20 protein-coding genes are annotated in these 23,323 nt (G+C 53.5%); 7 read left to right on the top strand and 13 right to left on the bottom strand.

Annotated features, from left to right (window positions below; translation table 11 throughout):
- Positions 1 to 151: 151 nt before the first annotated feature.
- The 4 genes from OGV98_RS20795 to OGV98_RS20780 all read right to left on the bottom strand — a co-directional run bounded on the left by OGV98_RS20795 (position 152) and on the right by OGV98_RS20780 (position 4,197).
- Positions 152 to 1,339, bottom strand: a complete 1,188-nt coding sequence (locus tag OGV98_RS20795) for an MFS transporter (RefSeq protein WP_202580806.1) — start codon at positions 1,337 to 1,339, stop codon at positions 152 to 154.
- Between the two features lie 97 nt (positions 1,340 to 1,436).
- Positions 1,437 to 1,901 (bottom strand): GNAT family N-acetyltransferase, encoded by a 465-nt coding sequence (locus OGV98_RS20790; protein WP_202580805.1) that lies wholly within the window; start codon positions 1,899 to 1,901, stop codon positions 1,437 to 1,439.
- Between the two features lie 13 nt (positions 1,902 to 1,914).
- Positions 1,915 to 3,195: a DUF445 domain-containing protein gene (locus OGV98_RS20785; RefSeq protein WP_048233973.1), complete on the bottom strand. Its 1,281-nt coding sequence runs from the start codon at positions 3,193 to 3,195 to the stop codon at positions 1,915 to 1,917.
- Between the two features lie 75 nt (positions 3,196 to 3,270).
- The gene (locus tag OGV98_RS20780; protein ID WP_003845596.1) at positions 3,271 to 4,197 is read right to left on the bottom strand and encodes a LysR family transcriptional regulator; all 927 of its coding nucleotides are present in this window, start codon (positions 4,195 to 4,197) and stop codon (positions 3,271 to 3,273) included.
- Positions 4,198 to 4,416: 219 nt separating this feature from the next.
- Between OGV98_RS20780 and OGV98_RS20775 the strand changes: the two genes are divergently transcribed.
- Together OGV98_RS20775 and metC are read left to right on the top strand one after the other, a co-directional pair.
- Positions 4,417 to 5,649 (top strand): dicarboxylate/amino acid:cation symporter, encoded by a 1,233-nt coding sequence (locus OGV98_RS20775; protein WP_202580804.1) that lies wholly within the window; start codon positions 4,417 to 4,419, stop codon positions 5,647 to 5,649.
- 30 nt (positions 5,650 to 5,679) lie between these two features.
- The gene (gene metC / locus OGV98_RS20770) at positions 5,680 to 6,870 is read left to right on the top strand and encodes a cystathionine beta-lyase (protein WP_003019195.1); all 1,191 of its coding nucleotides are present in this window, start codon (positions 5,680 to 5,682) and stop codon (positions 6,868 to 6,870) included.
- A gap of 80 nt (positions 6,871 to 6,950) precedes the next feature.
- Here metC and mdtM read toward each other — a convergent pair whose 3' ends face one another.
- From mdtM to OGV98_RS20755, 3 genes are all read right to left on the bottom strand, one after another.
- Positions 6,951 to 8,192 (bottom strand): multidrug efflux MFS transporter MdtM, encoded by a 1,242-nt coding sequence (gene mdtM / locus OGV98_RS20765; protein WP_096878602.1) that lies wholly within the window; start codon positions 8,190 to 8,192, stop codon positions 6,951 to 6,953.
- Between the two features lie 325 nt (positions 8,193 to 8,517).
- Positions 8,518 to 9,168, bottom strand: a complete 651-nt coding sequence (locus tag OGV98_RS20760; RefSeq protein WP_200082714.1) for a LysE family translocator — start codon at positions 9,166 to 9,168, stop codon at positions 8,518 to 8,520.
- 48 nt (positions 9,169 to 9,216) lie between these two features.
- Positions 9,217 to 10,032: a helix-turn-helix domain-containing protein gene (locus OGV98_RS20755; protein WP_202580803.1), complete on the bottom strand. Its 816-nt coding sequence runs from the start codon at positions 10,030 to 10,032 to the stop codon at positions 9,217 to 9,219.
- Positions 10,033 to 10,262: 230 nt separating this feature from the next.
- Between OGV98_RS20755 and OGV98_RS20750 the strand changes: the two genes are divergently transcribed.
- Positions 10,263 to 11,213, top strand: a complete 951-nt coding sequence (locus OGV98_RS20750) for an Rpn family recombination-promoting nuclease/putative transposase (protein ID WP_202580802.1) — start codon at positions 10,263 to 10,265, stop codon at positions 11,211 to 11,213.
- Between the two features lie 51 nt (positions 11,214 to 11,264).
- Here OGV98_RS20750 and OGV98_RS20745 read toward each other — a convergent pair whose 3' ends face one another.
- A complete protein-coding gene (locus tag OGV98_RS20745; RefSeq protein WP_003019183.1) occupies positions 11,265 to 12,677 on the bottom strand; it encodes an aminotransferase-like domain-containing protein in 1,413 nt (470 codons plus the stop codon).
- 177 nt (positions 12,678 to 12,854) lie between these two features.
- Between OGV98_RS20745 and OGV98_RS20740 the strand changes: the two genes are divergently transcribed.
- The 4 genes from OGV98_RS20740 to OGV98_RS20725 all read left to right on the top strand — a co-directional run bounded on the left by OGV98_RS20740 (position 12,855) and on the right by OGV98_RS20725 (position 15,757).
- Positions 12,855 to 13,019, top strand: coding sequence for a DUF1127 domain-containing protein (locus OGV98_RS20740; protein WP_003019180.1), 165 nt, complete (start codon positions 12,855 to 12,857; stop codon positions 13,017 to 13,019).
- A gap of 145 nt (positions 13,020 to 13,164) precedes the next feature.
- On the top strand, positions 13,165 to 13,629 hold the full coding sequence (locus OGV98_RS20735) for a MarR family winged helix-turn-helix transcriptional regulator (RefSeq protein WP_049016537.1): 465 nt from the start codon (positions 13,165 to 13,167) through the stop codon (positions 13,627 to 13,629).
- Between the two features lie 6 nt (positions 13,630 to 13,635).
- Complete coding sequence (locus OGV98_RS20730) at positions 13,636 to 14,703, top strand: HlyD family secretion protein (protein WP_003837201.1); 1,068 nt, start codon at positions 13,636 to 13,638, stop codon at positions 14,701 to 14,703.
- Positions 14,693 to 15,757 (top strand): DUF2955 domain-containing protein, encoded by a 1,065-nt coding sequence (locus OGV98_RS20725; protein WP_130715195.1) that lies wholly within the window; start codon positions 14,693 to 14,695, stop codon positions 15,755 to 15,757. Before OGV98_RS20730 ends, OGV98_RS20725 begins: the two co-directional genes overlap by 11 nt.
- Before the next feature lie 86 nt (positions 15,758 to 15,843).
- On the opposite strand, the gene symE is transcribed toward OGV98_RS20725, so the two are convergent.
- From symE to OGV98_RS20700, 5 genes are all read right to left on the bottom strand, one after another.
- On the bottom strand, positions 15,844 to 16,188 hold the full coding sequence (gene symE, locus OGV98_RS20720; protein ID WP_202580801.1) for an endoribonuclease SymE: 345 nt from the start codon (positions 16,186 to 16,188) through the stop codon (positions 15,844 to 15,846).
- Positions 16,189 to 16,402: 214 nt separating this feature from the next.
- On the bottom strand, positions 16,403 to 18,013 hold the full coding sequence (locus tag OGV98_RS20715) for a restriction endonuclease subunit S (RefSeq protein WP_286552023.1): 1,611 nt from the start codon (positions 18,011 to 18,013) through the stop codon (positions 16,403 to 16,405).
- Positions 18,013 to 19,482: an N-6 DNA methylase gene (locus tag OGV98_RS20710; protein WP_202580799.1), complete on the bottom strand. Its 1,470-nt coding sequence runs from the start codon at positions 19,480 to 19,482 to the stop codon at positions 18,013 to 18,015. Before OGV98_RS20710 ends, OGV98_RS20715 begins: the two co-directional genes overlap by 1 nt.
- Positions 19,483 to 19,556: 74 nt before the next feature.
- On the bottom strand, positions 19,557 to 21,986 hold the full coding sequence (gene hsdR / locus OGV98_RS20705; RefSeq protein ID WP_202580798.1) for an EcoAI/FtnUII family type I restriction enzme subunit R: 2,430 nt from the start codon (positions 21,984 to 21,986) through the stop codon (positions 19,557 to 19,559).
- A gap of 95 nt (positions 21,987 to 22,081) precedes the next feature.
- Entirely contained in the window at positions 22,082 to 23,248 is a 1,167-nt protein-coding gene (locus OGV98_RS20700) for a restriction endonuclease (protein WP_115455105.1), read from the bottom strand.
- Positions 23,249 to 23,323: the final 75 nt, after the last annotated feature.

Below are 23,323 nucleotides of genomic sequence, written 5' to 3'. Positions count from 1 at the left end.
TCCATTTTTACGCATTTTAAATTGAGTTTATAAATGAACGGACGGGAATTATAAATTGTCTGGCGGGTAATTACCGATTATTTTAGGTTTATTAAATGTTGACATTTAATTGCGGACTAATCCGAATATACCTTCTTTAGAAGGTTGCCGGTTATACCCTTTTTGGCGAGGCGAAACGCTGTTTGTATAATTGCGTGAGGCTGATAAGTGCCGCAATAAACAACGCGACGGCGCCGCACACCGTGGCGTTAACGATCGCCAGTGCGCCGCTTCCCAGCAGGCTGGTTAATAGCGGACCAAGTATTTGCCCAATGCCGTAAGTCAGAGTGACCAGGCCCAGCAGATTAATATTGCGCGGTACGCTAAGTTGTCGGGCAAGCGGCATCACCAGTGAAGTGGTTCCCATAAACGTTGCGCCAAAACCCATGCTGCTTATCACCAGCAGCGGCAAAGAGCCGCTGGCGAGCGTCATGAGCACGCAGGCGCTTTGAATCAGCAAATTCGCCGTCAGGCATTGCAATACTCCCCAGCGTCGGGCGGCCCACAGCCAGGCGAAACACCCCGGAATTATCGATATGCCGACCAGCGACCAGAGATGGGCAGTCAACAGCGGCGAGCCGGCACTTTTCGCCATTAGCGGCAGGTAGGTGGCGACAATGATGTAGCCAAATCCGGCCAGCCCGTACAGCAGCGCCAGCAGCCACCAGGACATAGGCTGATGCTCTGTTTTTACCGGGGCCGCGGCGGGGAGCACGTGGTCGCGAGATGGCAGGAGTATAACCAGTAGCACAAAGAACAGAGCCGAGGTTGCCGCCGCGCCCAGCCAGAGCGTGTGCGAGGACAGCGCAAAATGCAGACCGCTAATGACATATTCATTGCCCAGCAAAATGCCTGCGCCAACGCCGGAGAACAACGCCGCGATCACGAAGGGATGCCGGGTATGATGCAGAACGATCATCGAGCCAAAGATCATCATACCGGCACTGGCGACGCCCGCCAGAAAGCGGATCAGCATCACCAGCGCGGGCTGCGTTAAGCTGGCCATCGCCAGAATCAGCCCTGCGGTAGCGAGCGCGGACGTTAGCAACATTGGACGTAAGCGTGAGGGGAGATGAAAGAGCCCAAAGGAGAAGAGCAGGCTTCCCGCCAGATACCCGGCGTAGTTGGCGCTGGCAATCCACGAGAGTTGGTCAAACGTAAATTGACCTTCTGACAGCAGTACCGGCAGCATTGGCGTATACAGAAAGCGCCCAATCCCCATGCCCAGCGTTAAGACCAGCATGCCAAAGAGCGCGACACTGATGGCATGGCGATTTGAATCTGGGCTTCCCTGGGGCATACGGACTCTCATTTCGCGCTGTTAGCTGATAATTGTTATATTACATGCGTAAATGATAATGAAAAGTAAAAATAAAACCGCGTAACGCTGAATGCCATCAAAGGTTACGGCTGTAGACCCGCGAGGCTTCTCCCCACGGATGATAGCCCGGCCCGTTGAAGTAAAACCCTACTTTCTCGTATAAACCTTCCAGGTCAGTACACAGATGGAGCTGCGTAAAACCCAGCTGTCTGGCCTGCTGTGCAATATGTTCGATCAGGCGAAACGCCAGACCGTGACCACGATAGCGAGGATCGATATAGAGCGCGCATAGCCACGGCCACAGTTCGCCGCGACTAATAAAATCATTGGTGATCAATCCAGCACAGCCAACAATGCTGCCACCATCCTGTAGCCAGTACCACTGCGGTAGCGGATTCTTTGCGCCAATACAACGGCGCAATGCATCCTCGTATACCGCCATGGAGTCTTCTGAGGCCCATTGCTGCTGAAAGTAAGCGGTGATCTCGTGCAGCTTTTCAGGTGTTTCGCGCAGGGAAAAAATGCGGATGTTCATCGTCATTGAATCTTTCTCCTTAAAAATTCGCCAGCGTCAGCAGGGACGGAATTTGCGACAACAGATATAACACCAGCCCGATTGAACCGCCAACCAACGTGCCGTTGACGCGAATAAACTGCAAATCTTTACCGATGTTTAACTCAATTTGCTGCGACATATCGCGTGCATCCCAACTTTTCACCGTGTCGCTAATATGGCGCGTCAGGAAGGTGGCGAACTCTGGCGCTACCTTATGCGCGGCCTGCTCCAGATGCCCATTTAGTGAGGCACGCAGGGCGCTGTCGGCTACCAGCGTTTCGCCGAACCACTGGCCGGCGCTGGCGATGCGCTGCTTCACGCGGGAATCATCTGCGTTAATGTCAGTTTTCACCCACTGACGCAGGTCTGCCCACAGCTCGCCAAGATAACGGTTGAAGGCTTCATCTTCCTTCAGATAGCTTTTCAGGCTTTCGGCCCGCGCGGCCATTTCCGGATCGTGTTTGAGCTTATCGATGAGCTTAAATGTAGCGCGATCGAAGGCATGGCGGATCTGATGCGCGCGATCGTGGCTGATGTCATCCAGCAAGGAGTTAACGGCATCAGACACCAGCTCGGCGCTGTGCTCGCCCAGCCATTCGGTTGGCAGGATCTTCGCTTTCAGCGGATGTTCGGTTTCCAGCCAGTGCACTACTTGTCTGGCGATAAACGCTCGTGAGCTGTCGCGCTGGAGCAGGGCGATCAGTTGGGCGATCAGCGTATCGAGCAGCACCTGATGGCGATTGTTTTTGGTCATGCTTTCCAGCATCAGCGCGCTGGTTCCGGAGAGATCGACCTTGTCGATAGCCTTGTGCACCGCCCGCTTGATCAGCCGCTGAATGCGCGAGTCGTCGGTCAGTTCGAGAAAACCGCTCATGATCTGCAACAGATGCTGGCCGATGCGCTGGGCGTTTTCCGGCTGGCTGAACCAGTTGCCGATCAACAGCGCCGGTTCATGGCGGCGGATCAGGGCTATCAGCGACTGGGTATCGAGGAATTTCTCTTGTACAAACTGACCAAGATTTTCGCCGATCCGATCCTTATTGCGCGGGATAATAGCCGTGTGTTGCGAGATAAACGGGATCGGCACCCGGCGAAAAAGCGCCACCACGGCAAACCAGTCCGCCAGCGCGCCCACCATCGCCGCTTCGGCAATCGCTTTGATCCCGAGTACCCAGAAGTTAGGCGGCAAAAACAGCGTGATGACGAAGGTCGCGGCAGCGATCAGCAGCAGAGAGAGCGCCAGTCGCTTGGCACGTTTGAGTTCAGCAATTTTATTCATAGGCTTAAGGATAGAGCCAGACGGGGGGATCGCGCAAAAAATGTGGTGCGCCTCCCATTTTCAGGTGAGCTGGGTTTACTCCGGGATCCAGTTATCCCACGCCGGTAAGGGACCAAGTTCTGCGACCAGAAAATCGATAAACGATCGCACCTTCGGATTGCTGTACTTGCTGGGAAAGTACAGCGCATACAGGGCATGAGTTTCACAGGTGATGGTGCCGTCGAGCATCAGCGGCGTGATCTCCTCTTTTTGAATATGATCGCCAATCAAATAAGTGGGCAAATATGCCACCCCCTGATCTTCTAACACCGACTTCAACAGCACCAGACTGCTGTTGGCCTGGATCGGCATATGTAGTTTCAACTGATGCAGTCGATCCTGTTCATCTGCCACCTTCAGTACCGGCGTGAGGCCCGGGTAAACCAGGCAATCATGATCTACCAGATCGCTGCGACGCTGGGGCATGCCTTTTTTGGCGAGGTAGCCGGGTGAGGCACAGTACGCCCAGCGAACGGGCACCAGTTTGCGCATCGCATAGTTTTGCGGCGGCGCGGTGGAAATTCGCAGGGCAATGTCGAAATCCGTTTCGTTCAGATTGACGAAGTTATCGTTGAGATCGATATACAGATTCACATCCGGGAACTGGGAGCGGTATTTATCCACCAGGTTCACCAGCCGGGAATAACCAAACGCAATTGAGCAGGTTATGCGTAATTCACCCTGCGGGCTGTGGTAATAACCGGAGGTGGTATTCAGCGTTTCATCGAACTCTTTCAACAGCTTATTAGCGCGGTTGAAGAGATATTGTCCGGCGTCGGTCAGGGTAATACTGCGGGTGGTGCGTTTAATTAATGTCGTGCCTAACGTATCTTCCATCGCTGCCAGGCTTTTGCTGACCGCAGACGGCGAGACGTTGAGCTGCGCCGCGGCTTCTGACAATCCTCCGCAGTCGACGATTTTAGTAAAAAACTCCAGATGCTTGAGTGAAATCGGCGTACTCATAGTTTCCTTTAATTCACAAGTGATTTGCAAAAACGGTACGAATAGGCCGTTACATTCGCCTTTTAAACATGCAACTATTGAATCACAGGAAACAACTTGCTGGCAAAATGAAAAAATAACAACTTAGGTGAGTTACGTCACAAATTAAAAGGAGGCGAAACGGAAACTCATCACATTGTGAATTTAATCTCATTAATTATTATTCTAAAGGTACCGATTATGTGGTCACGACTCGAACCCTACAGATCGTCGATTATTTTATTAGTTGCTCTGGTGATTGGCGGCTTATTAGGTATTTATGCCCCATCGTTTGCAAGTAAACTCCAGCCAATAGGTCAGATATTCTTAAACCTGTTATTTATGATTATTGTGCCGCTGGTGGGGATCAGCGTCATGTCTTCGATCGCCAGTATGACCGACCTGAAAAGGTTGGGGCGTATTATGGCGATTATCTTTATTGTTTCGATCGCGATGGCCTTTATTCCGGCGGCCGGGATCGTCGCGCTGGCGCTCTGGTATAACCCGGCGCAGGGCGTCACTATCGATCTCTCGCAGTCGGTGCAGGCGGGCAGCGGCAAGATGGATTTTGTCAGCATGATCACCACCAGCGACTTTATTGGGCTGTTCTCTAAGTCCAATATTCTGGCACTGATCGTAATGGCGATCATCGCCGGTGTGGCGATTGGCCAGTCGGATCAGGCCGGTAAACGTATTGCGTCGCTGCTGGAAGACGCCAATACTGTGATCATGAAGATCGTTTCGATCATTATGAAGGTCGCGCCGATTGGTCTGGGCTGCTACTTCGCCGCCACCATGGCCAGTCAGGACTCTGCACTACTGTTAACCTTTGCCCGCGCCATTGGCCTGTTTATGGTTGCCACGCTGGTCTATTTTGTTTTTGGCTCGATTCTCTATTCGTATATTGGCGGCGGTATTCCGGCGGTCAAAGCATTCTGGCGTAACGCGATTGAACCGTCTGCAACTGCGCTGGGGACCTGCTCTTCGCTGGGGACGCTCCCGGTGACGCTGCGTGCCGGTAAGGCGATGGGGATTAACCCGGAAATCGTTGATGTTTCCATTCCGCTGCTGGTTAACCTGAACAAAGGCGGTGTGGCGATGATTGCCGCGCTGAAAATCGTCTTTATCTATTCCGTGCTGGGCATGGAATTCACCACCGAAACCTTCTTCCTGACGATGCTGATTGCGGTGCTCTCCGCCATTATCGTTGGTGGCGTGCCGGGCGGGGCGTTCCTCGGTGAAATCTTTATCGTCACCACGCTGGGCCTGCCGATGGAAGCAATCCCGATGCTGGTGGTGCTGGGCACCATTACCGATGCGCCGGCCACACTGATTAACGTTATCCATGATTTGAATGCGGCGCAGATTGTTGAACGGTTCGCTGGAAAAAAGCAGACCAACACTAAAATAAACTCTACTGCTGCGGTGGTATAGGTTTCACACGGATTAAGAACAGGAGATGTTATGAAAGACGCAATGAAGCTTGAGACGCAACTGGTTGTTGCTGGTCGTGACAAACGCTACACCCAGGGAGCGGTGAATCCGGTTATCCAACGTGCCTCTTCACTGGTATTTGATACCGTGAAGGACAAGAAATTTGCCACCGCCAATCGCGCAAACGGTGAGCTGTTTTACGGTCGTCGCGGAACCTATACCCACTTTGCCTTCCAGAAGGCAATGAGCGAACTGGAAGGCGGCGTTGGCTGCGCGCTGTATCCATGTGGTGCTGCGGCGGTGACCAATGCGATTCTGGCGTTTGTTCAGGGTGGCGATCATATCCTGATGACCGGTGCGGCCTACGAGCCAACCCAGGATTTTTGCAATAAGATCCTGAGTAAATTCAATGTGGAAACAACGTATTACGATCCGCTGATTGGTGCAGGTATCGTCGATCTTCTGCGTCCGGAAACGAAGGTTGTATTCCTTGAGTCACCAAGTTCTATCACTATGGAAGTCCAGGACGTGCCGGGGATGGTGAAGGCTATCCGCGCGGTGAATCCGGAGATTGTCATTATGATCGACAACACCTGGGCGGCGGGCGTGCTGTTCAAAGCGCTGGATTATGGCGTGGATATTTCCATTCAGGCGGGAACGAAGTACACCATCGGTCATTCGGACGGCATGCTGGGCACGGCGGTATCTAACGCTCGTTGTTGGGATCGTCTGCGCGAGAACTCCTATCTGATGGGGCAAACGCTGGATGCCGATACCGCCTACAACGGCAGCCGCGGATTGCGTACCCTGGCGGTACGCCTTAAGCAGCATCAGGAGAGCAGTATCCATATTGCTCGCTGGCTGTCGGCAAGACCGGAAGTGGCGCGGGTGAACCATCCGGCGTTACCGGAATGTCCGGGCCATGAGTATTTTCAGCGTGATTTTACCGGAAGCTCAGGCCTGTTCTCATTTGTGCTGAAAAAGAGACTGACCGACGAACAGATGGCGAATTTCCTTGATAATTTCTCGCTGTTCCATATGGCCTATTCGTGGGGTGGATTTGAGTCGCTCATTCTGGCGAACCAGCCGGAAGAGCTGAACAGCATCCGCCCGGCTGGAGAGGTGGATTTCAGCGGCACGCTGGTCAGGGTGCATATTGGCCTGGAGGATATTGGCGACCTGATTGCCGATCTCGAAGCGGGATTTGCACGCATTGCGTAAGGTGATGTGAGCGTAGCCGGATGCGGCGCAAGCGCCTTATCCGGCCTACATAGTTGTCGTAGGCCGAATAAACGGGCAGGTTAGTTTTCAGTGACTAACGTCGTTGCCTCATGCTGACGCACCCGTTTGAGTAAGCCTGCCAGCGTGAACACGACAGCGAGCCCCGCCGCAACCGCCAGCAGATGAAACGAAATCCTGCCACCGTTAAACCATAGCCAGCGTCCAATTTCGACAGAAACCGCCATCACCGTCAGGATCACCATATTCAGCGATGCCGAGACCGTTCCTTTAGGTAAGTTGTTGGAAAAAAGTGTAAAGCGGAACAGCGTCGGGAAGATCATCCCAATACCAAACGCATACAGGCTGGTTCCCAGCACCGACCACAGCCAGACGTGCGGCCACAGTAAATTGCCGACAATCAGCACCGTCAGCCCGCTCAGTTGTATAGGTGCGGCCCGCCAGATAAAGCGTGGTCGGGTCGGATCTTTCACGAAACGAACTACCACCATATTGGCGACGATCACTGCGCCAAACACCGGGGCCTGTGCCCAGGCAAACTGCGATGTAGTCATGCCGCCCGCATCAATCAGTATCACCGGTGAGACCGCCACCCAGCTCATCATCGGGATATAGCTTAGCGATAGCGTGGCTGCGCCAAACAGGAATACCCGGTTGCGGAAAACGTCGCGGAAATCACGCAGTACGCCGCGTGCACTGAACGGTACCGCGCCGCGCTGGACGGTTTCCGGCATGGCTAGCATTAACCCAATCAGGGCGATAATCCCCATGACGGCAATGATGGCAAACAGGATCTTCCAGTGTACAAAGTGCATTAGCGCCGCTCCGGAGAGCGGGCCGATAACCGGTGCAACCAACACAATGGAAGTGATTATCGCCATTAACTTAATGGCCTTCGTTTGCCCAAACGCCTCCTGCACCGTGACATAGCCAACGGTCGCGATAAAGCAAATGCTGGTGCCCTGCACAAATCGGGCGATCAGAAATTGCGTCATTGAAGTAGTAAACAGTGTGGCAGCGCAGGCGAGGGTAAAGATTAACGCCCCCGCAATCAGCACCGGTCGGCGGCCAATCCGGTCGGAAAGCGGCCCCAGCAGCCATTGCAGCGCCATGCCGCCTGCCAGATAGAGGCTCACCGCAGCGGGCGCCAGGCTGACGTCGGCGTTGAAATCGCGTACGACATTAATGATGCCGGGCTGAATCAAGTCCGTCGACAGATAGGCGGCGAAATCATACAAAATCAACGCAATAGGAAAAAATAGCGTCGTGGCGCGTTGGGAGAAAAACGCGAGAATCCGTTGCATAAAACAGCTCCTTGTCGGGAGAAAACCCTCAACGGGAATAGCGAAATTCAATACCGTCTTTGAGACGTCAGGCCGATGACAGAATAAAAGCAGACTGCAAATGTACTGAATTTCATGTAATCAAAAACTCTGCCTGCGTGAAGCGCAAACAGGAGAAACGCTCACTAACGCGGGGTCAGAAAACGTAACGATTACAGGTAACAATCAGCACATCGCACCTCAGGAAGAGTAAGTTGAACGGGTAATAACCATCCGCAGTGTAATGCGGATTGGATATTAATTAAACGAGTTTATCCTGTTTATGTGTAGAAAATCGCACCGCAAATCAGACTACGATGCTCTGCAAAAACCGCAGCGCGATAGCACAGCCGAAGATAATCAATACACCGCCAGCGATACGCTCTACCCACAAGATCCCTCTGGTTAACCGCCGCTGGATCTGCGGTAAACCGATGAACATCACGATCAGCAGATCCCAGCACAGCACCACGCTGGTCATCCAGATCCCGCTCATGGTTTGTTGTAGCAGCGTCACCGACGGGCCGAGCAGGGCGGTCATTAGCGCCAGATAGAACAGTGCATTTTTTGGGTTAAGCAGTGACGAACCCAATCCCAGCAGCAGCTGTTTACCAAATCCTGGGCAGGTAGACCGGGCATCTGCTCCGGTCAGAGTTTGCGGGCGGCTGCGTATCAGCAGGCTGCCTATCCACAATAAATAGAGCGCGCCCAGCAGCTCAATAATGGTAAACAGCAGGGGAAGCTGGCGCAGGATCCCCCAACCGATAATTGCCAGCAGGATATACAGCCCGTTGCCGATAGCGATCCCCACGCACAGCCCGGTGCTGCCGCGCATCCGATATCGTACGGCATAACCGGCCAGTAAAAAGAAGTCCGGACCGGGGCTGAGTAGTGCGACAAAATGTGCCAGCGCCAGCGCGGGAAAAGCAGACGGAAAAAGTACAGAAAGCAGCGACATAGCGACCTCAGACAATGAATCTGAGATCACCGTACGCCTGACGCAGCGCTAATTATTGTCTGATATTGATCGCCCCAACGCGTACTGGCGCGGTGTGGCGGCGGTGTAGCGAACAAAGGTGCGATGGAAATGACTCTGGTCGGCAAACCCGCTCTGATAGCCGACATCGGCAATTTCGTCCCCGGCCCGCAGCCGCTGGCGGGCATAGTCAATCCGTATGATGTTCAGATAACTTCCTGGCGTCAGCCCGGTGTCCTGCTTAAAGGTACGGATCAGCGTTTCTTTGCGCATGTGACACTCATGTGCCAGCTCATCGAGTGAGGGCGGAGCCTGCAGGTTGGACTGCAACCGTTCGCGCAGATACTGGCTGGCGGCGCTTAGGTTTTCCGGTGCTACCGATTGCAATGGCAGCGAACGCAGCAATGCTTGCGCGGCATCCGTTACCCGCGTCGTTTGCCGTTGCTGCATAAGTGCCACGAGGTTTACATAGTGCTGGAACAATTGCCGATCGCGGATAACGGGATCGCGCGTGCAAAGCCGCTGATTGTTGTTCTGCGCAGGCAGATGGGCAAGGCACCATCGGGCATCAAGATAAAGCATGTGATAGCTGCGAAACTGCCCGTTAACGGGGTTGCAGCTGTGGGGTGCCAGTGGCGGGATCACAATCAGATCGCCCACCTGCAGATGGTATTCCTTGCCATCGCACAGGCAGCACGTTTCCCCCTCGAGAATTGCTCCAATCGAGAGCTGAGAGTGGTGATGCCGCTTATAGGCCTGCTGGCTTTGCCAGGTGCTGCGCAGTTCCAGCCACGGGAGCAGTTCATCACGCCAGAACGATTGTGGAATATCCCGGGTGTGCGTCACATCGTGTCCTCCCTGAAAGTAATGATTCGTTATAGCACAGGCCGAGTGGTGAAAAAGTGGGAATGTGCATTGAGATAGCGATTCTGCGTGACGGGTTCCAGACAAATGCAGAAGTTACATAGGGACGTTTTTATCCCGGAAATCGTCTCGCAAACAGAGAAAGTTGCAGGTGAGGGGGCAGTTTTCCGGCGCTACAGTTACGGCATCTTATTTCCAGGTGACGGATCGCCATGAACAAAGCGCCGACTTCCACACCGCATGATGCGGTTTTTAAAACATTTTTACGTCACCCTGAGACTGCACGGGATTTTCTGCAAATACATCTTCCTGCCTCTCTACGTGAACTTTGCGATCTTCAGACGCTGAAACTCGAGTCAGACAGTTTCATTGAAGAGGATTTACGTGCGTACTATTCCGATGTGCTGTGGTCGGTGAATACGACAGAAGGGGATGGATATATTTATGTGGTGATTGAACACCAAAGTACACCGGATGCGCATATGGCATTCAGACTGATGCGCTATGCAGTTGCGGCCATGCAGAAACATCTGGATGCCGGACATCAGCAGTTGCCGCTGGTGGTGCCGATGCTGTTCTATCACGGCGCTAAAAGTCCGTACCCTTATTCGCTATGTTGGCTGGACGAGTTTGCCAACCCGAAGCTGGCACGTCAGGTGTATGCTGCGGCGTTTCCGCTGGTGGATATTACGGTTATCCCAGATGACGAAATTGTGCAGCATCGACGCATGGCGCTGTTGGAGTTAATCCAAAAACATATCCGTCAGCGCGATCTTATGGGGCTTGTTGAGCAAATTGTTTCCCTGCTACTTACGGGAGTGACTAATGACAGCCAGATAAAGACGCTGTTTAATTATATTTTGCAAACTGGCGATGCACCTCGCTTCAGTGAGTTTATTCGTGGGGTTGCTGAACGTTCACCACAGCATAAGGAGCATTTAATGACGATCGCAGACAGATTGCATGAGGCTGGATTTCAAAAAGGGTGGCTCGAAGGCCAGCAAAAAGGTAAGCAGGAAGGTAAACAAGAAGGTTTAATTGAGGGGCAACGCACCGAGGCGCTGCGTATTGCCCGCACCATGCTGGCCGACGGTACTGATCTCAGCACGGTGCAAAAAATTACCCGACTTTCCGTTGAAGATATTCAGGGCGTAAGCCATTAGAAATAACTTAATCCGTACAATCGCCAGCCCGGTAGCACCGGGTGGTCTGATTTACTCTATCGCCACCTTTACTGCTTCCCCGAGTTTTTGCATCACTTCCCGATGCTTCTCGTTTGGCGGCAACGCGCAATTGATGCGTACGCAGTTGCGATACTTTCCTGATGCGGAGAACAGCGAACCCGGCGCAACCTGGATTTTGAGGCGACAGAGCTGCTTAGCGACACAGACCATATCGACCTGGTGCGGCAGCTCGACCCACAGCATAAAGCCGCCTTTCGGTCGGGTGACGCAGATCCCGCAGGGGAAGTATTCCCGTACCCAACAGGTGTAGATCTCCATATTCCGCTGGTAGATCTGACGCATACGGCGAACATGCCGATGATAATGCCCCTCGCGCACGAAAGCGGCGGCCGCCAGCTGCGTAGCAGGAACGTTAGTGCCGATGACGGCATATTTCATATGCAGAAATTTATCGTGATAACGACCGGGAATAACCCAACCGACGCGCAACCCCGGCGCCACGGATTTGGTAAATGAACTGCACAGTAGCACCCGACCATCGCTGTCCCAGGAGTGTATTGTGCGCGGACGGGGATATTCCGTGGCAAGCTCTCCGTACACATCATCTTCAAAAATAACAATATCGTGCTGCTGGGCGAGGGCGAGGACCGCCCGCTTACGTGCATCCGGCATAATAAATCCGAGGGGATTATTGCAGTTAGGAACCAGAATCACCCCTTTAATCGGCCACTGATCCAGCGCCAGTTCCAGCGCTTCAATGCTGATCCCTGTATCCGGATCGGTTGGGATCTCTATAACTTTGATCCCTAATCCGCGTAGCAGCTGCATCGTGCCGTAATAGGCGGGCGATTCTACGGCGACGATATCTCCTGGCTGGCAGACTGCCAGCAGCGCCAGTGACATCCCGCTCTGACTCCCGCTGGTGATCACAATATCATCCGCATTGATGACCGAACCTCCGTCCAGCATGAGCCGGGCAATCTGTTGACGCAATTCGCGACAGCCTGGTAATTCATCGTAGCCCAGAACCGCCTTGAGATTATGCTGCGCCACGCGGCTTAGCTCGCGCCAGAGCGGTTTCAGGCTGGGTTGATTGATATCGGGCACGCCACTGCTAAAAGGGATTATCGATTTGTCTGCATGACCTGCAAGCATGTCCAGCACCTGATCCCACTGGGTTATCTCGACTGGACGTTGGACCGGGCGCGACATCAGCGGCACCGGCGGCTGTGCTTTTTGTGGTGCGACAAAATAACCGGAACGCGGCTGCGGCGTGATCAGCCGTAGTTGTTCCAGCGTCTGATATGCCTGCTGGACGGTGCTGATGCTGACCCCGTGCTCCTGGCTCAGGCTGCGTACCGAAGGCAGTTTTTCGCCATGGCGATACAGACCTTGCTCAATGCGTTCGGCCAGCAGATTGGCCAGATGTTGGTAACGCGTCATGCTGTATCCCTCATGGGTACCATACAGATTAACAAACCGGTACAGATTGGCGTGAAAAAAGCGATGCAGAACTCTTTTTAACCAATCTGTATGTTAAATAAAAGTACTTTGTGAGTCTGTATTGTTTTGGGCCAAATCCGTGAAGATAAAGCCTCTGGCAAGGCGGGGAGGCAAGGTATGGAATTTCACGAGAATAAAGCAAAACAGCCGTTTATTGGGTTTGTACTGATCTGGCGGGCATACAAGGCGTGGCGGCTGCGAGCGCAAACGCGGCGCCTATTGCAACAGATGAGCGACGAGCGGCTGCGGGACGTCGGACTGCGACGCGATCAGGTGGAGTGATTTTCTTTCATCGACAGAGGCTGGGGTTATCGCCCGGCCTCTTTTGTATTCATGAGATTTATCAATTCATGCTTCTGAATGCAGTGTTTCTTGATACTTACCCTGATAAGTATTATTTTCTTCTCAGCGATGAGGGGAAGGATACATGACTGAAGATGAACTGTTTGCCCGCCGTCCGATGGGGATGCGCATGGCAATGGTGGTGCGCCAGTGGCGGGCCATTATTGATGCAGCCATTACCGACACTGGCCTGACGCAGTCAAGCTGGACGGTACTGATGCAGCTGTATCAACTGGGAGACAACGTCTCGGTCAGTGAACTGGCGGAGGTGCAGGGTATTGAACTGCCGCCGCTGATGCGCACTCTCTCACAGCTGGAAAAGCACGGCTATCTGTTGCGTTCCACATCGCCTTATGACAAACGCATTCGCCTGCTCACGCTGACCGAGCAAGGCCGCGCAAGGCTGGAAGAACTAAACCGGGTGATTGAGAACTACCAACATCGCGTCACGTGTACCATCCCCGAAGCGGAGCTTGCCGCCTTCAGCTCGACCTTAAATCAACTCGCCTGCAATTTGCGGACAATCCGCGAAGAAGACAATCAAAACTAAAAAACTATGATGACCCCAGAACAAAAATTTGCCCGTTGGGTAAGGGTGAGTATTGCCGCTTTCCTGGTTATATTCGCCTGGTTTATCGTTGCCGATATCTGGATCCCGCTAACACCGGACTCCACGGTGATGCGTGTGGTAACGCCTGTTTCCTCACGCGTATCCGGCTACGTCTCGCAGGTGCATGTACATAACAATAGCCAGGTGAAAAAGGGCGACTTGCTGTACGAACTGGATCCGACGCCATTTATCAATAAGGTCGAGGCTGCGCAAATCGCCCTTGAGCAGGCAAAGCTGAGCAACCAACAGTTGGATGCGCAGATCGCCTCTGTGCGTGCCAACCTGCGCACCGCGCAATTCAACGCCCGGAACGACAAGACCACCTTTGACCGCTATCAGCGCCTGAGCGCCATGCAGAACGTGTCGCAAGCCGATCTCGACAAGGTGCGCACCGCCTGGCAAACCAGCGAGCAGTCGGTGTCGGCGCTCAATGCCAGTATTCAGAACCTGCTGATCCAACGTGGCGAGCGCGATGAAAACCGCAACGTGACGCTGCAAAAATACCGTAACGCGCTGGAAGAGGCGCAACTGAACCTCGGCTGGAGCAAAGTATATGCACAGACCGACGGCACGGTGAGCAACCTCCAGCTTAGCCCCGGACTTTACGCCACTGCCGCCACGCCGCTACTGGCGCTGGTCAGCCACCAGACCGATATCGTGGCCGACTTTCGCGAGAAAAGCCTGCGCCACACTCGCGTTGATACCGATGCCGCCGTAGTGTTCGACGCCATGCCGGGCAAGGTTTTCTCTGCCCGCGTCACCAGCAGCGATGCCGGTATTTTGGCAGGACAGGAGCAGGTTAACGGCCAGCTGTCGCAACCGGAACAGTCTACCCGCTGGGTGCGCGATGCCCAGCGTATGCGTATTCACGTCGCGCTGAACGAACCGCTCGACACGCCGTTGCCGACCGGGGCACGCGCCACGGTACAGCTGTACAACAGCGAGGGGATGTTCGCCCGCACCTTTGCCGGAGCGCAGATCCACCTCGTTAGCTGGCTGCATTATGTCTATTAACACCCTGGCTCACGTCTTTACGCCGCACGGGAATATTGTCTACACCGCCAATGATTTTCGCCAGACCCTGCGTATCTCGGTTGCCGGGACAATCGCGCTGAGTATCTCGACCTTTTATAACGTGCAGTACGGCGTGTTCTTTGTGGTTTATCCGCTGATGCTGCTGTCGCTGGTACCGGTGTTCAACCGCCATGTGGCCAAACAGTTTGTGTTCAGCGCGGCGGTGAATTGCGTCGAAATGGTGCTGATTGTCGGCTATCTCTCACAATGGCCGCTGATTATGACGCTGGTGGTATTTGGCCTGTACGTGATGCGTTTTCGTTTGATGAGCAAAGGACCGCTGTTTCTGTTCGGTTCAATGGGCGTGGTGTGCCAGAGCACGATGCTCAACTTTATGAGCTATCCCACCACCAACTGGCATACGCTGATGTTCTCCAATATGGAGGCCTGCGTCATGGCGGTGGCGCTGAGCGCGCTGCTGCATTATCTGATCCCGGACGTGGAACCCCGCCAGCCGCCGCCGCGCATTGAGAAAGATGACGCCCGGGTTCGCCACGAGTCGCTGCTTTCCGGTTCGGTGGCGACAATGATTTTTGTGGTCTTCCAGATTTGTGACTTGAGTGATTCGCTGTCGGCGCTGATGGCGGGCATTTTGATCCTGTTTCCGATGCATTATCGCGGCGCGGTGTTGAGCTCTCTCTGGCGCGTGGTCGGCGTGGTTCTGGCTTGCCTGTACATTCTGCTGGTGCAACTGCTGGTGTATGATTTCAGCAACCATATGCTGTTGATGATGCCGCTGATTGGCCTTGGACTGGCGTTCAGCGCCCGCCTGCACGTGATGGAAAAAGTCGGTGCGGGCGTGGGTTTTGCCAGTATCACCACCATCGGCATTATGTTCGGCCAGAACCTGCATCCGGATCAGGACCTGGTGTTCAGCGATCTCTATCGCATCACTTCCGTTACCGTCGCGCTGCTGGCCACGTTAACGATGGTATTTCTGGTGCACCGCGTTTTGAACTGCTTTGCGGCGACACGATTTGTGATCACCGAGTGAGTGGGGGGCCAGTGCCGGATGGCGGCTGCGCCTTATCCGGCCTACAGAAGAAGGTTTGTAGGCCCGGTAAGCGCAGCGCGCGGGGATTATCCCTGTCTGCGTGTCTTGGCTGAAATTACGTCGATAAACTCCTGCACCTGCTGTAGCTTACGCGCGGACAGCTTGCACACCCGACGCAGCGACTGCAATAACGCCGGTTCTTCCGGCTCCGGCAGTTTTGCCGTCAGTACAATGCAGCCTGGCATCACTCTGACATCGAATGGGGTTCCGGTGGTAAAACCGGCGGCGGCCAGCCACTGGCCTTTCATAATAATTGCCGGAACATGCGTGTAATCCGGATAACGGCTCGCATAGCTGACGGTACCCAGGCGATTATTTGCCGGGGAGACTTCTGGATCGCACGGATCTGAAATAGAATGGACGGTAGTCATGATGGCTATTCCCTAAAATAGTGATTGTGATTAGCGAGGCGCTCGTGTTGCAGCACGGGCGTCTTGCGAAAAATACCTGTACATATCATCAGGGAATAGAAGGAAAGTCCAGCTGAAAATGAATGAAAATAACGACGTAGATGCGGGGATGGATTATTTCTGGTGATGGGAATAAAGCGGCTATTTAGCCGCTTTATTGGTTTCTGCGGGAGGGTTAATTTATGGCGGCGTCGGTGAGGGCGTCGGCCAGGTGGAACTGGGTTTGTTGGCTGGTTTGCAGACGAATTTTAAGATCGGAGCAAATCTTGATAGCCAGATTCACGAATGCTATGCATTTTTGCTGGGTAGCAATAGATGGGACTATAATCGGAATTTCTTCGACTACTTTCTTACTGATTTTAGGCATTGTTCCCGATGTTCCGGTCATTCTGTCCCACATAAATCCCCTGGCTAAAGGTGATGATAGCCAAATAGAAGCATATTCGGGTAAGAGATCTTCATTTGTTCTTATTTTCATCATGAGATCTGGGTAAATGATATTCTTGTGATTTTCTTTCACCAAAACATTACAGCCAACAAAATTTGCAGAGTTTCCCCTTTGAATTAAAATATCACCCTCTTTAATATAAAGATGACTGTTATTATCGATGTCAATATCTACAAACTTGGATTCTTGTATATTTAGTTCTCCATAAGAAGTTGCACCAAGTTTTAAGACTTTTATCTGAGTGTTTTTTTTTGATTCTACAGGAGAAAACCCATTTCTTGGGCCAAAAGAAAGAAACGTTTTTAGCTTTTTATGTTCGACAATATCAGAGCTTTGAACCAGCTTGCCCATCACCGCCAGTTGCAGAATGGTCTGTTTTAAGGCATCAATGCTGGCTTCGGTGGTAAACAGCGTGTCGAAATGCTCGCTGATACGCGCCCAGCTTTCGGCCAGTTCATCGGCGTTCTGGCTGTCGGTTAGCGTGGTTAGCAGGGTTTCAACTAGCTGTTGATGGGCGTCCAGACTGGACAGGGAGTGCTGTTCCAGTTGGTCGCAGAGGGACATGAGATCGTTTATTCTAACAACAATTTTAGATTGTTCTTTCTTTGATAAAACAGGGAGTAACTTTTCGGCAATGTCTGATTTATTAAAACCATCCTGCGCGGAACGAGATATTCCGGAAAATAAACTTTGGCCCAATGGACTTTTTAATAACCAAAACAGAAATTGATTATTATAAAGATTGTAAGAATTATCTATTTTGATTAATGCAACATTATATGCCCCATTTTTTCCCCAGAAAACTTTACCAACAGATGCACCATAGCGGCCAATCAATATATCTTCTGAAGTGCAAAGTTTAGTTACTTTATTTATAGGGACATAAACAGGTTGTGGGTATTCCCCCAAATCTCTGATTTGAATCAGTTGAACATAGCCTTCTTTTGGCTCTTCAATAAAAAATGATTTCGGTGGTTGACTCCCTCCGCTGAAATCTAGAGCTGTTTCAAATCTAGCCCATTCCCACCCCCCCGGCAGCTCAAACGGTTTCTCCTCCTCGCTAATCTCCGGCAGCGGCTTGGGCTTTTTAATTTTCCCCTGCTTCACCAGCTCGGCCTTTTCCGCCGCAATACGCTCCAGCAGTACTGACGCCGGTTCGTCGTTCGGATCCTGCGGCACTAGCTTGCCGCGCACCGCCAGCTCAAGAATCAGCTCGCGCAGCTTCTTGATGCCGTACAGGTCAATCTTGCCCGAGCTGCCACGCCCGGCCGTGGAGCGGGTTTGCAGCGCCGTGGTCCAGGTGTCGATATGGTCGACAATCAGTTTTTCCACCGCCATCAGTTGGCCTCCTTACCGGAGAGCGCCGCGCCGAGGATATCGCACAGCTGGTGGCGCAGGGTCTGGATTTCTTCCTGCTGCTGCGCATACTGCGCCAGCAGTTCATCCGGGTCGTGGCTGACGGCTTCCGCCTGGTGCGGGTTCTTGATATCGAGGTTAAAGTTGCGGGCAATCACCTCGTCGATGCTGACCTTCCACGCCTGCTCGTTCTCGACGCGGCTGGCGAAGCCGTCGGCCTCGTTGCCCCACCAGTCGATATCGGCCTGGAACTCTTCAAACTTCATCGGCTTGGTTTTGCTGTAGTTCTTCACGCCCGCCGGGTACGGGTGCTCGTAGAACCAGATCTCTTGGGTCGGCTGGCCTTTGGTAAAGAACAGCAGGTTGGTTTTGATCCCGGTGTACGGGTTAAACACGCCGTTCGGCAGACGCACGATGGTGTGCAGGTTGCACTCCTCGGTGAGCAGCTTTTTAATTTTGGTTTTCACGCCTTCGCCAAACAGCGTGCCGTCCGGCAGCACCACCGCCGCACGACCGTTTTTCGCCAGCACTTCAATGATCAGCTGCAGGAACAGGTCCGCTGTCTCGCGGGTCTGCATCTCTGCCGGGAAGTTCTTCTCAATGCCGTCTTCTTCGGTGCCGCCGAACGGCGGGTTGGTGACGATCACATCCAGCTGTTCATCCCACGACGACAGCGGCTTGTTGAGGGTGTTGTCGTGACGGATCTGCACCGGCACTTCGATGCCGTGCAGCAGCATATTGGTGGTCGCCAGCAGGTGCGGGAGCTGCTTTTTCTCCACGCCGTGGATTTGCTGTTGCAGCGTCTGGTGATCGGCCACGCTCTGCACGTAGTTGTTTTTTACGTGATCGAACGCGCAGGCGAGGAAGCCGCCGGTGCCGCAGGCCGGGTCCATAATCGACTCGCCGAGCTTCGGATCGACGCGATCGACCATAAAGCGGGTGACGGCGCGCGGGGTATAAAACTCACCGGCATTGCCCGCCGATTGCAGATCTTTGAGGATCTGTTCGTAAATGTCGCCGAACAGGTGGCGTTCGCTGGCGCTGGTGAAGTCGATTTCGTTCAGCTTGTTGATCACCTGACGCAGCAGAGTGCCGTTTTTCATGTAGTTATAGGCATCGCTGAACGCCTGTCTGACTACAAAGCCGCGCGGGTTTTTGTCGATAGGTGCGGTGAGGTTTTTCAGCGCCGGGAACAGATCGTCGTTGACGAACTCCAGCAGGGAATCGCCGGTAATGCCCTCGGCGTTCGCCGCCCAGGTGCGCCACAGGTAGCGCTGCGGAATAGGGTACTGATAGTTATCCTGCTCCAGTTCCAGCGCCTCTTCCTGGGCGTCAAAGATTTTCAGAAACAGCAGCCAGGAAAGCTGGCCGAGGCGCTGCGCATCGCCGTCCACACCGGCGTCTTTGCGCATAATGTCCTGTAATGATTTGATAACTGAGCTGATTGACATGATGTGTTCCATGTTTCATTAACAATAAGGCCCTCTGCTACGCGGTGGTAGCAGAGGGCGCAAAAGGGGAGTGGTTACGCGGAGCGGGGCGGTAAGTGGTAGATTTCGCTCTCCAGCTCGCTGATGGCCTGATTATACCCGTTACGGTCGCCGAATCCGCTTTTAATGATCTCCGGCAGCGTACCCATGCTGTCGAATGGCTTGAGCTTCAGCACCTGAATACTCTCTATCTCCTGCACGCCCGCGTCGGCGTATTTATCCAGCAGCGTATTCAGCACCGCCTGCGCGGCGTCGGAGTATTTGGTAAAGTAGTTGCGCTTACGCACGTTCTCCGCCCGCTCTTTGCGGGTTAACGGCGGCTGACCATACACCACGTGGCACAGCATGTCGAACGGGTCGAGCTCTTTACCGACCTCTTCCGCCAGCACTTCCCAGATGATCCCCTGCTGCTCCAGCTCCTTGATGATGGCCTCTTTGCGCTCGGCGTCCTGCCACTTGCGGGTGAAATCATCCAGCGAGGCGTACTCTTTGAGCAGCGTTTTGCGGGTGTAGTCTTTGAAGGATTCGGTGACCAGCTTGCCGTCAGCGTCGTAATACTGCACGCGCTGGGCGATCACGCCGACAGCCACGCCGTTGACGTGGAACTTGCGCACTTTGTTCTCGTCGTCTTCCGGCAGCGGGCCGACATCGTCTGTACCGGTGACGGTATACGGCGCGGGATCTTCATCGGCACCGGTAACAACGTCCTCAACTTCTTCGTCGTGCTCATCGAACTGCTCTTCAAAATCGGAGTCCGGATCGGCGATATCTTCCGGCGTGGTGTCCATCACCTTTTCCGGGATACCGTCGAAGCGCTCGTCGGCGAACAGCTCGGTGGCCTTTTTGAAATCGAGGATGGTGAACCATAGCTTGCCGTAGCGTTCATCGATACGGGTGCCGCGGCCGATGATCTGCTTGAATTTGGTCATCGACTGAATGTTTTGGTCCAGCACCACCAGTTTGCAGGTTTTGGCGTCGACGCCGGTGGTCATCAGCTCGGAAGTAGTAGCGATAACCGGATAGGCCTTTTTGGGATTAATAAAGTTATCCAGTTGGGCTTTGCCGATGTCGTCATCGCCGGTGATTTTCATCACGTACTTGTCGTTCTTCTTGACCTGCTCCGGGTTGAGATTGACCAGCGCGCGGCGCATCCGCTCCGCGTGATCGATGTCGTTACAGAAGATGATAGTTTTATCCATCGGGTTGGTGCGCTTGAGGTAATCGGTAATGGTTTTCGCTACCAGTTCGGTGCGTTCATCAATCACCATCGTGCGGTCAAAATCTTTCTGGTTGTAGATGCGGTCGTCGATCAGCTCGCCGTTTTTATCCGTCTGGCCTTTGGTCGGGCGCCAGCCCTGGAGATCGACGTCGATGTCGACGCGCACTACTTTGTATGGGGCAAGGAAGCCGTCTTCGATACCTTCTTTCAGCGAGTAGATATACACCGGGTCGCCGAAGTAATCGGTGCTGGAGACTTCATGGGTCTCTTTCGGCGTGGCGGTTAAGCCAATCTGCGTGGCGGCGCTGAAGTAGTCGAGGATTTCGCGCCACGCGCTGTCTTCCGAAGCGCTGCCGCGATGGCATTCGTCAATCACAATCAGGTCAAAGAAATCCGGCGCTACCTGTTTAAAGGCTTTTTGATCTTCTTCCGGGCCGGTGATGGCCTGGTACAACGCGAGGTGGATTTCAAATGCCGGGTCGATGGTGCGCCCGGTGACCTTGGTCATTGCCGTGCCAAACGGCAGGAAGTCGTTATTTTTGGTCTGATCGACCAGAATATTGCGATCGGCGAGGAACAGGATCCGCTTCTTACTTTTCGCTTTCCATAAGCGCCAGATTATCTGGAAGGCGGTATAGGTTTTCCCCGTTCCGGTCGCCATCACCAGCAGAACACGATTCTGCCCGGCGGAGACGGCTTCAATGGTTTTGTTGATGGCCTGTAGCTGGTAATAACGCGGTGCTTTGCCGCTGCCGTCGTCGTAGTAGTCCTGAGTAATCACCGGAAGTTGAGCTTCGGTGTAGCCTTTTGATAAGCACAATTTTTGCCACAGTTCCGAGGGAGAAGGGAATTCGCCGAGGGTAATCGGCTTTTCCATTAGTTCGCCGTCAGCAACCGTGGCATCGCGGAAGATAAAGCCATCGCCGTTGGTAGCAAAGACGAAAGGAACATCCAGCAGGCGTGCGTACTCGATCCCCTGTTGCATTCCTTTGCCGATTTCGTGTTTGTTGGCTTTGGCTTCAATGACCGCCAGCGGAATGCCCGGCTTGTAATACAGCACGATATCGGCGGATTTCACCGTTCTGCGCGCTGCGACTTTGCCGCGCACGATGACCTTGCCGTCCCGGAGTTTGACCTCTTGTCTGATTTGCGTTGTGTCGTTCCAGCCAGCATCAAGGATGGCGGGCATAACGCATTTGGTGATGATGTCTGCTTCCGTCAGGGTACTCAGGTTCAGGTCAGCCATGTCCGTTCTCTACCGATAATGGGATTGCTCTGATTTTACACAATATTGTTATGCAAGCCATGAACAGAAATGGCTTTGCTACTGCGTTATGCACGTTACTCAATCTCCAGCTCATCAAACAGCTGCAAATCCACATCCAGCAGCTCGACCGCATTGCTGCGTCGAATCCCAACGTTATTTTCAATCAACATTTCCAGCAGGCGGTCGCCGTCAATCAGCGTGATAGGGGCAGCCCCCGGAAACAGCGCTGCTTCCGCGCATTTGGCGGCAAACTTGCCGGTGGTGATCAGCGTGCCGCGAATGGCTTTGTGATAGGGAAGCGCGCCGCGCAACTGATCGATGTATGGGCGAGTAATGGTATTTTGCATCCTCTTCACCTGTACGACTTCGGTGATGGTGGTGATGCCCACCTGAACCTGACCAATCACGTCCACGCCTTTATCGCCGGAGGCTTTGGTCACTTCAACCTGCTCGTAGCCCATCGCTTCCAGCAATTGCCCAACCAGATGCTCAAACTTGTACGGATTCATGGTGCTGATTTGCTCGCGTAGCAGCTCTTTTTGTTGTTCGTTATAGCGCTTCACGGCGTCCAAAAGTTCTTTACGCGGATCGCTTTTTCGGGCCGGCAGCGCTTTGCCAAGCCAGGCTCGCCCGGCATCGGTGATGCGATAGCTCATGCCTTCGCGGTTAACCATTTCGCGGTCGATCAGGTTATTGAGGCGAGAGTAGAGCGTGCTCTTAACGGAACTGGCAGAGGCGAATTTGGAGTGCTGGTGCAAAAAGGCCTGCCATTCGGGAAGTAAATCCGCGCGACGCGACATTTCCCGGCCTGCCAGTAGTTCCAGAAGCTGCAGGATGCCTTCCTGATCGTCAAGCGAACGCAATGTCTTTTCGTCATCATGCAGAAATTGTTGCCCACGAGGAGTGGGTTGCCAGGCATCATCTGGCGTGCTTTTCATCAGGTCGAACTGCGGGTAGTTGAGGAATAAATAGCAGCCGTAGCTGTGGCGTGGGTTCAGAATATGGTTATCGGTATCCCAGATGCGGCGGGCGATTTCGGCATCTTCACCTGACAAGCGCTCGCTGATCCACAGATCTGGTTCTGACCAGTCAACGGGTTGTTGCGGTGTGCCCGTTTGCTCGTGGATGGCGGTAATCATATCCCGCACGGCTTTCAGGGAATAGCCTGAAACGGCTTTCATCATCGCTTTTACCTGGGCGTAGGTCGGAAAAAGCGGGGTAATCACTTTGTAATTTTTCACGTTGGTCCCTTAACGAGTGCAATGACAATAGCTTGCCACACCAGGTGAAAAATTCCATGGGATGAATCACTTATC

This window comes from Citrobacter sp. Cf136, from assembly GCF_030333815.1.
Classification (GTDB): Bacteria; Pseudomonadota; Gammaproteobacteria; order Enterobacterales; family Enterobacteriaceae; genus Citrobacter; species Citrobacter freundii.
The sequence above is the reverse complement of the archived record's forward strand: the minus strand, read 5'-3'. Positions and strand labels throughout refer to the sequence as shown.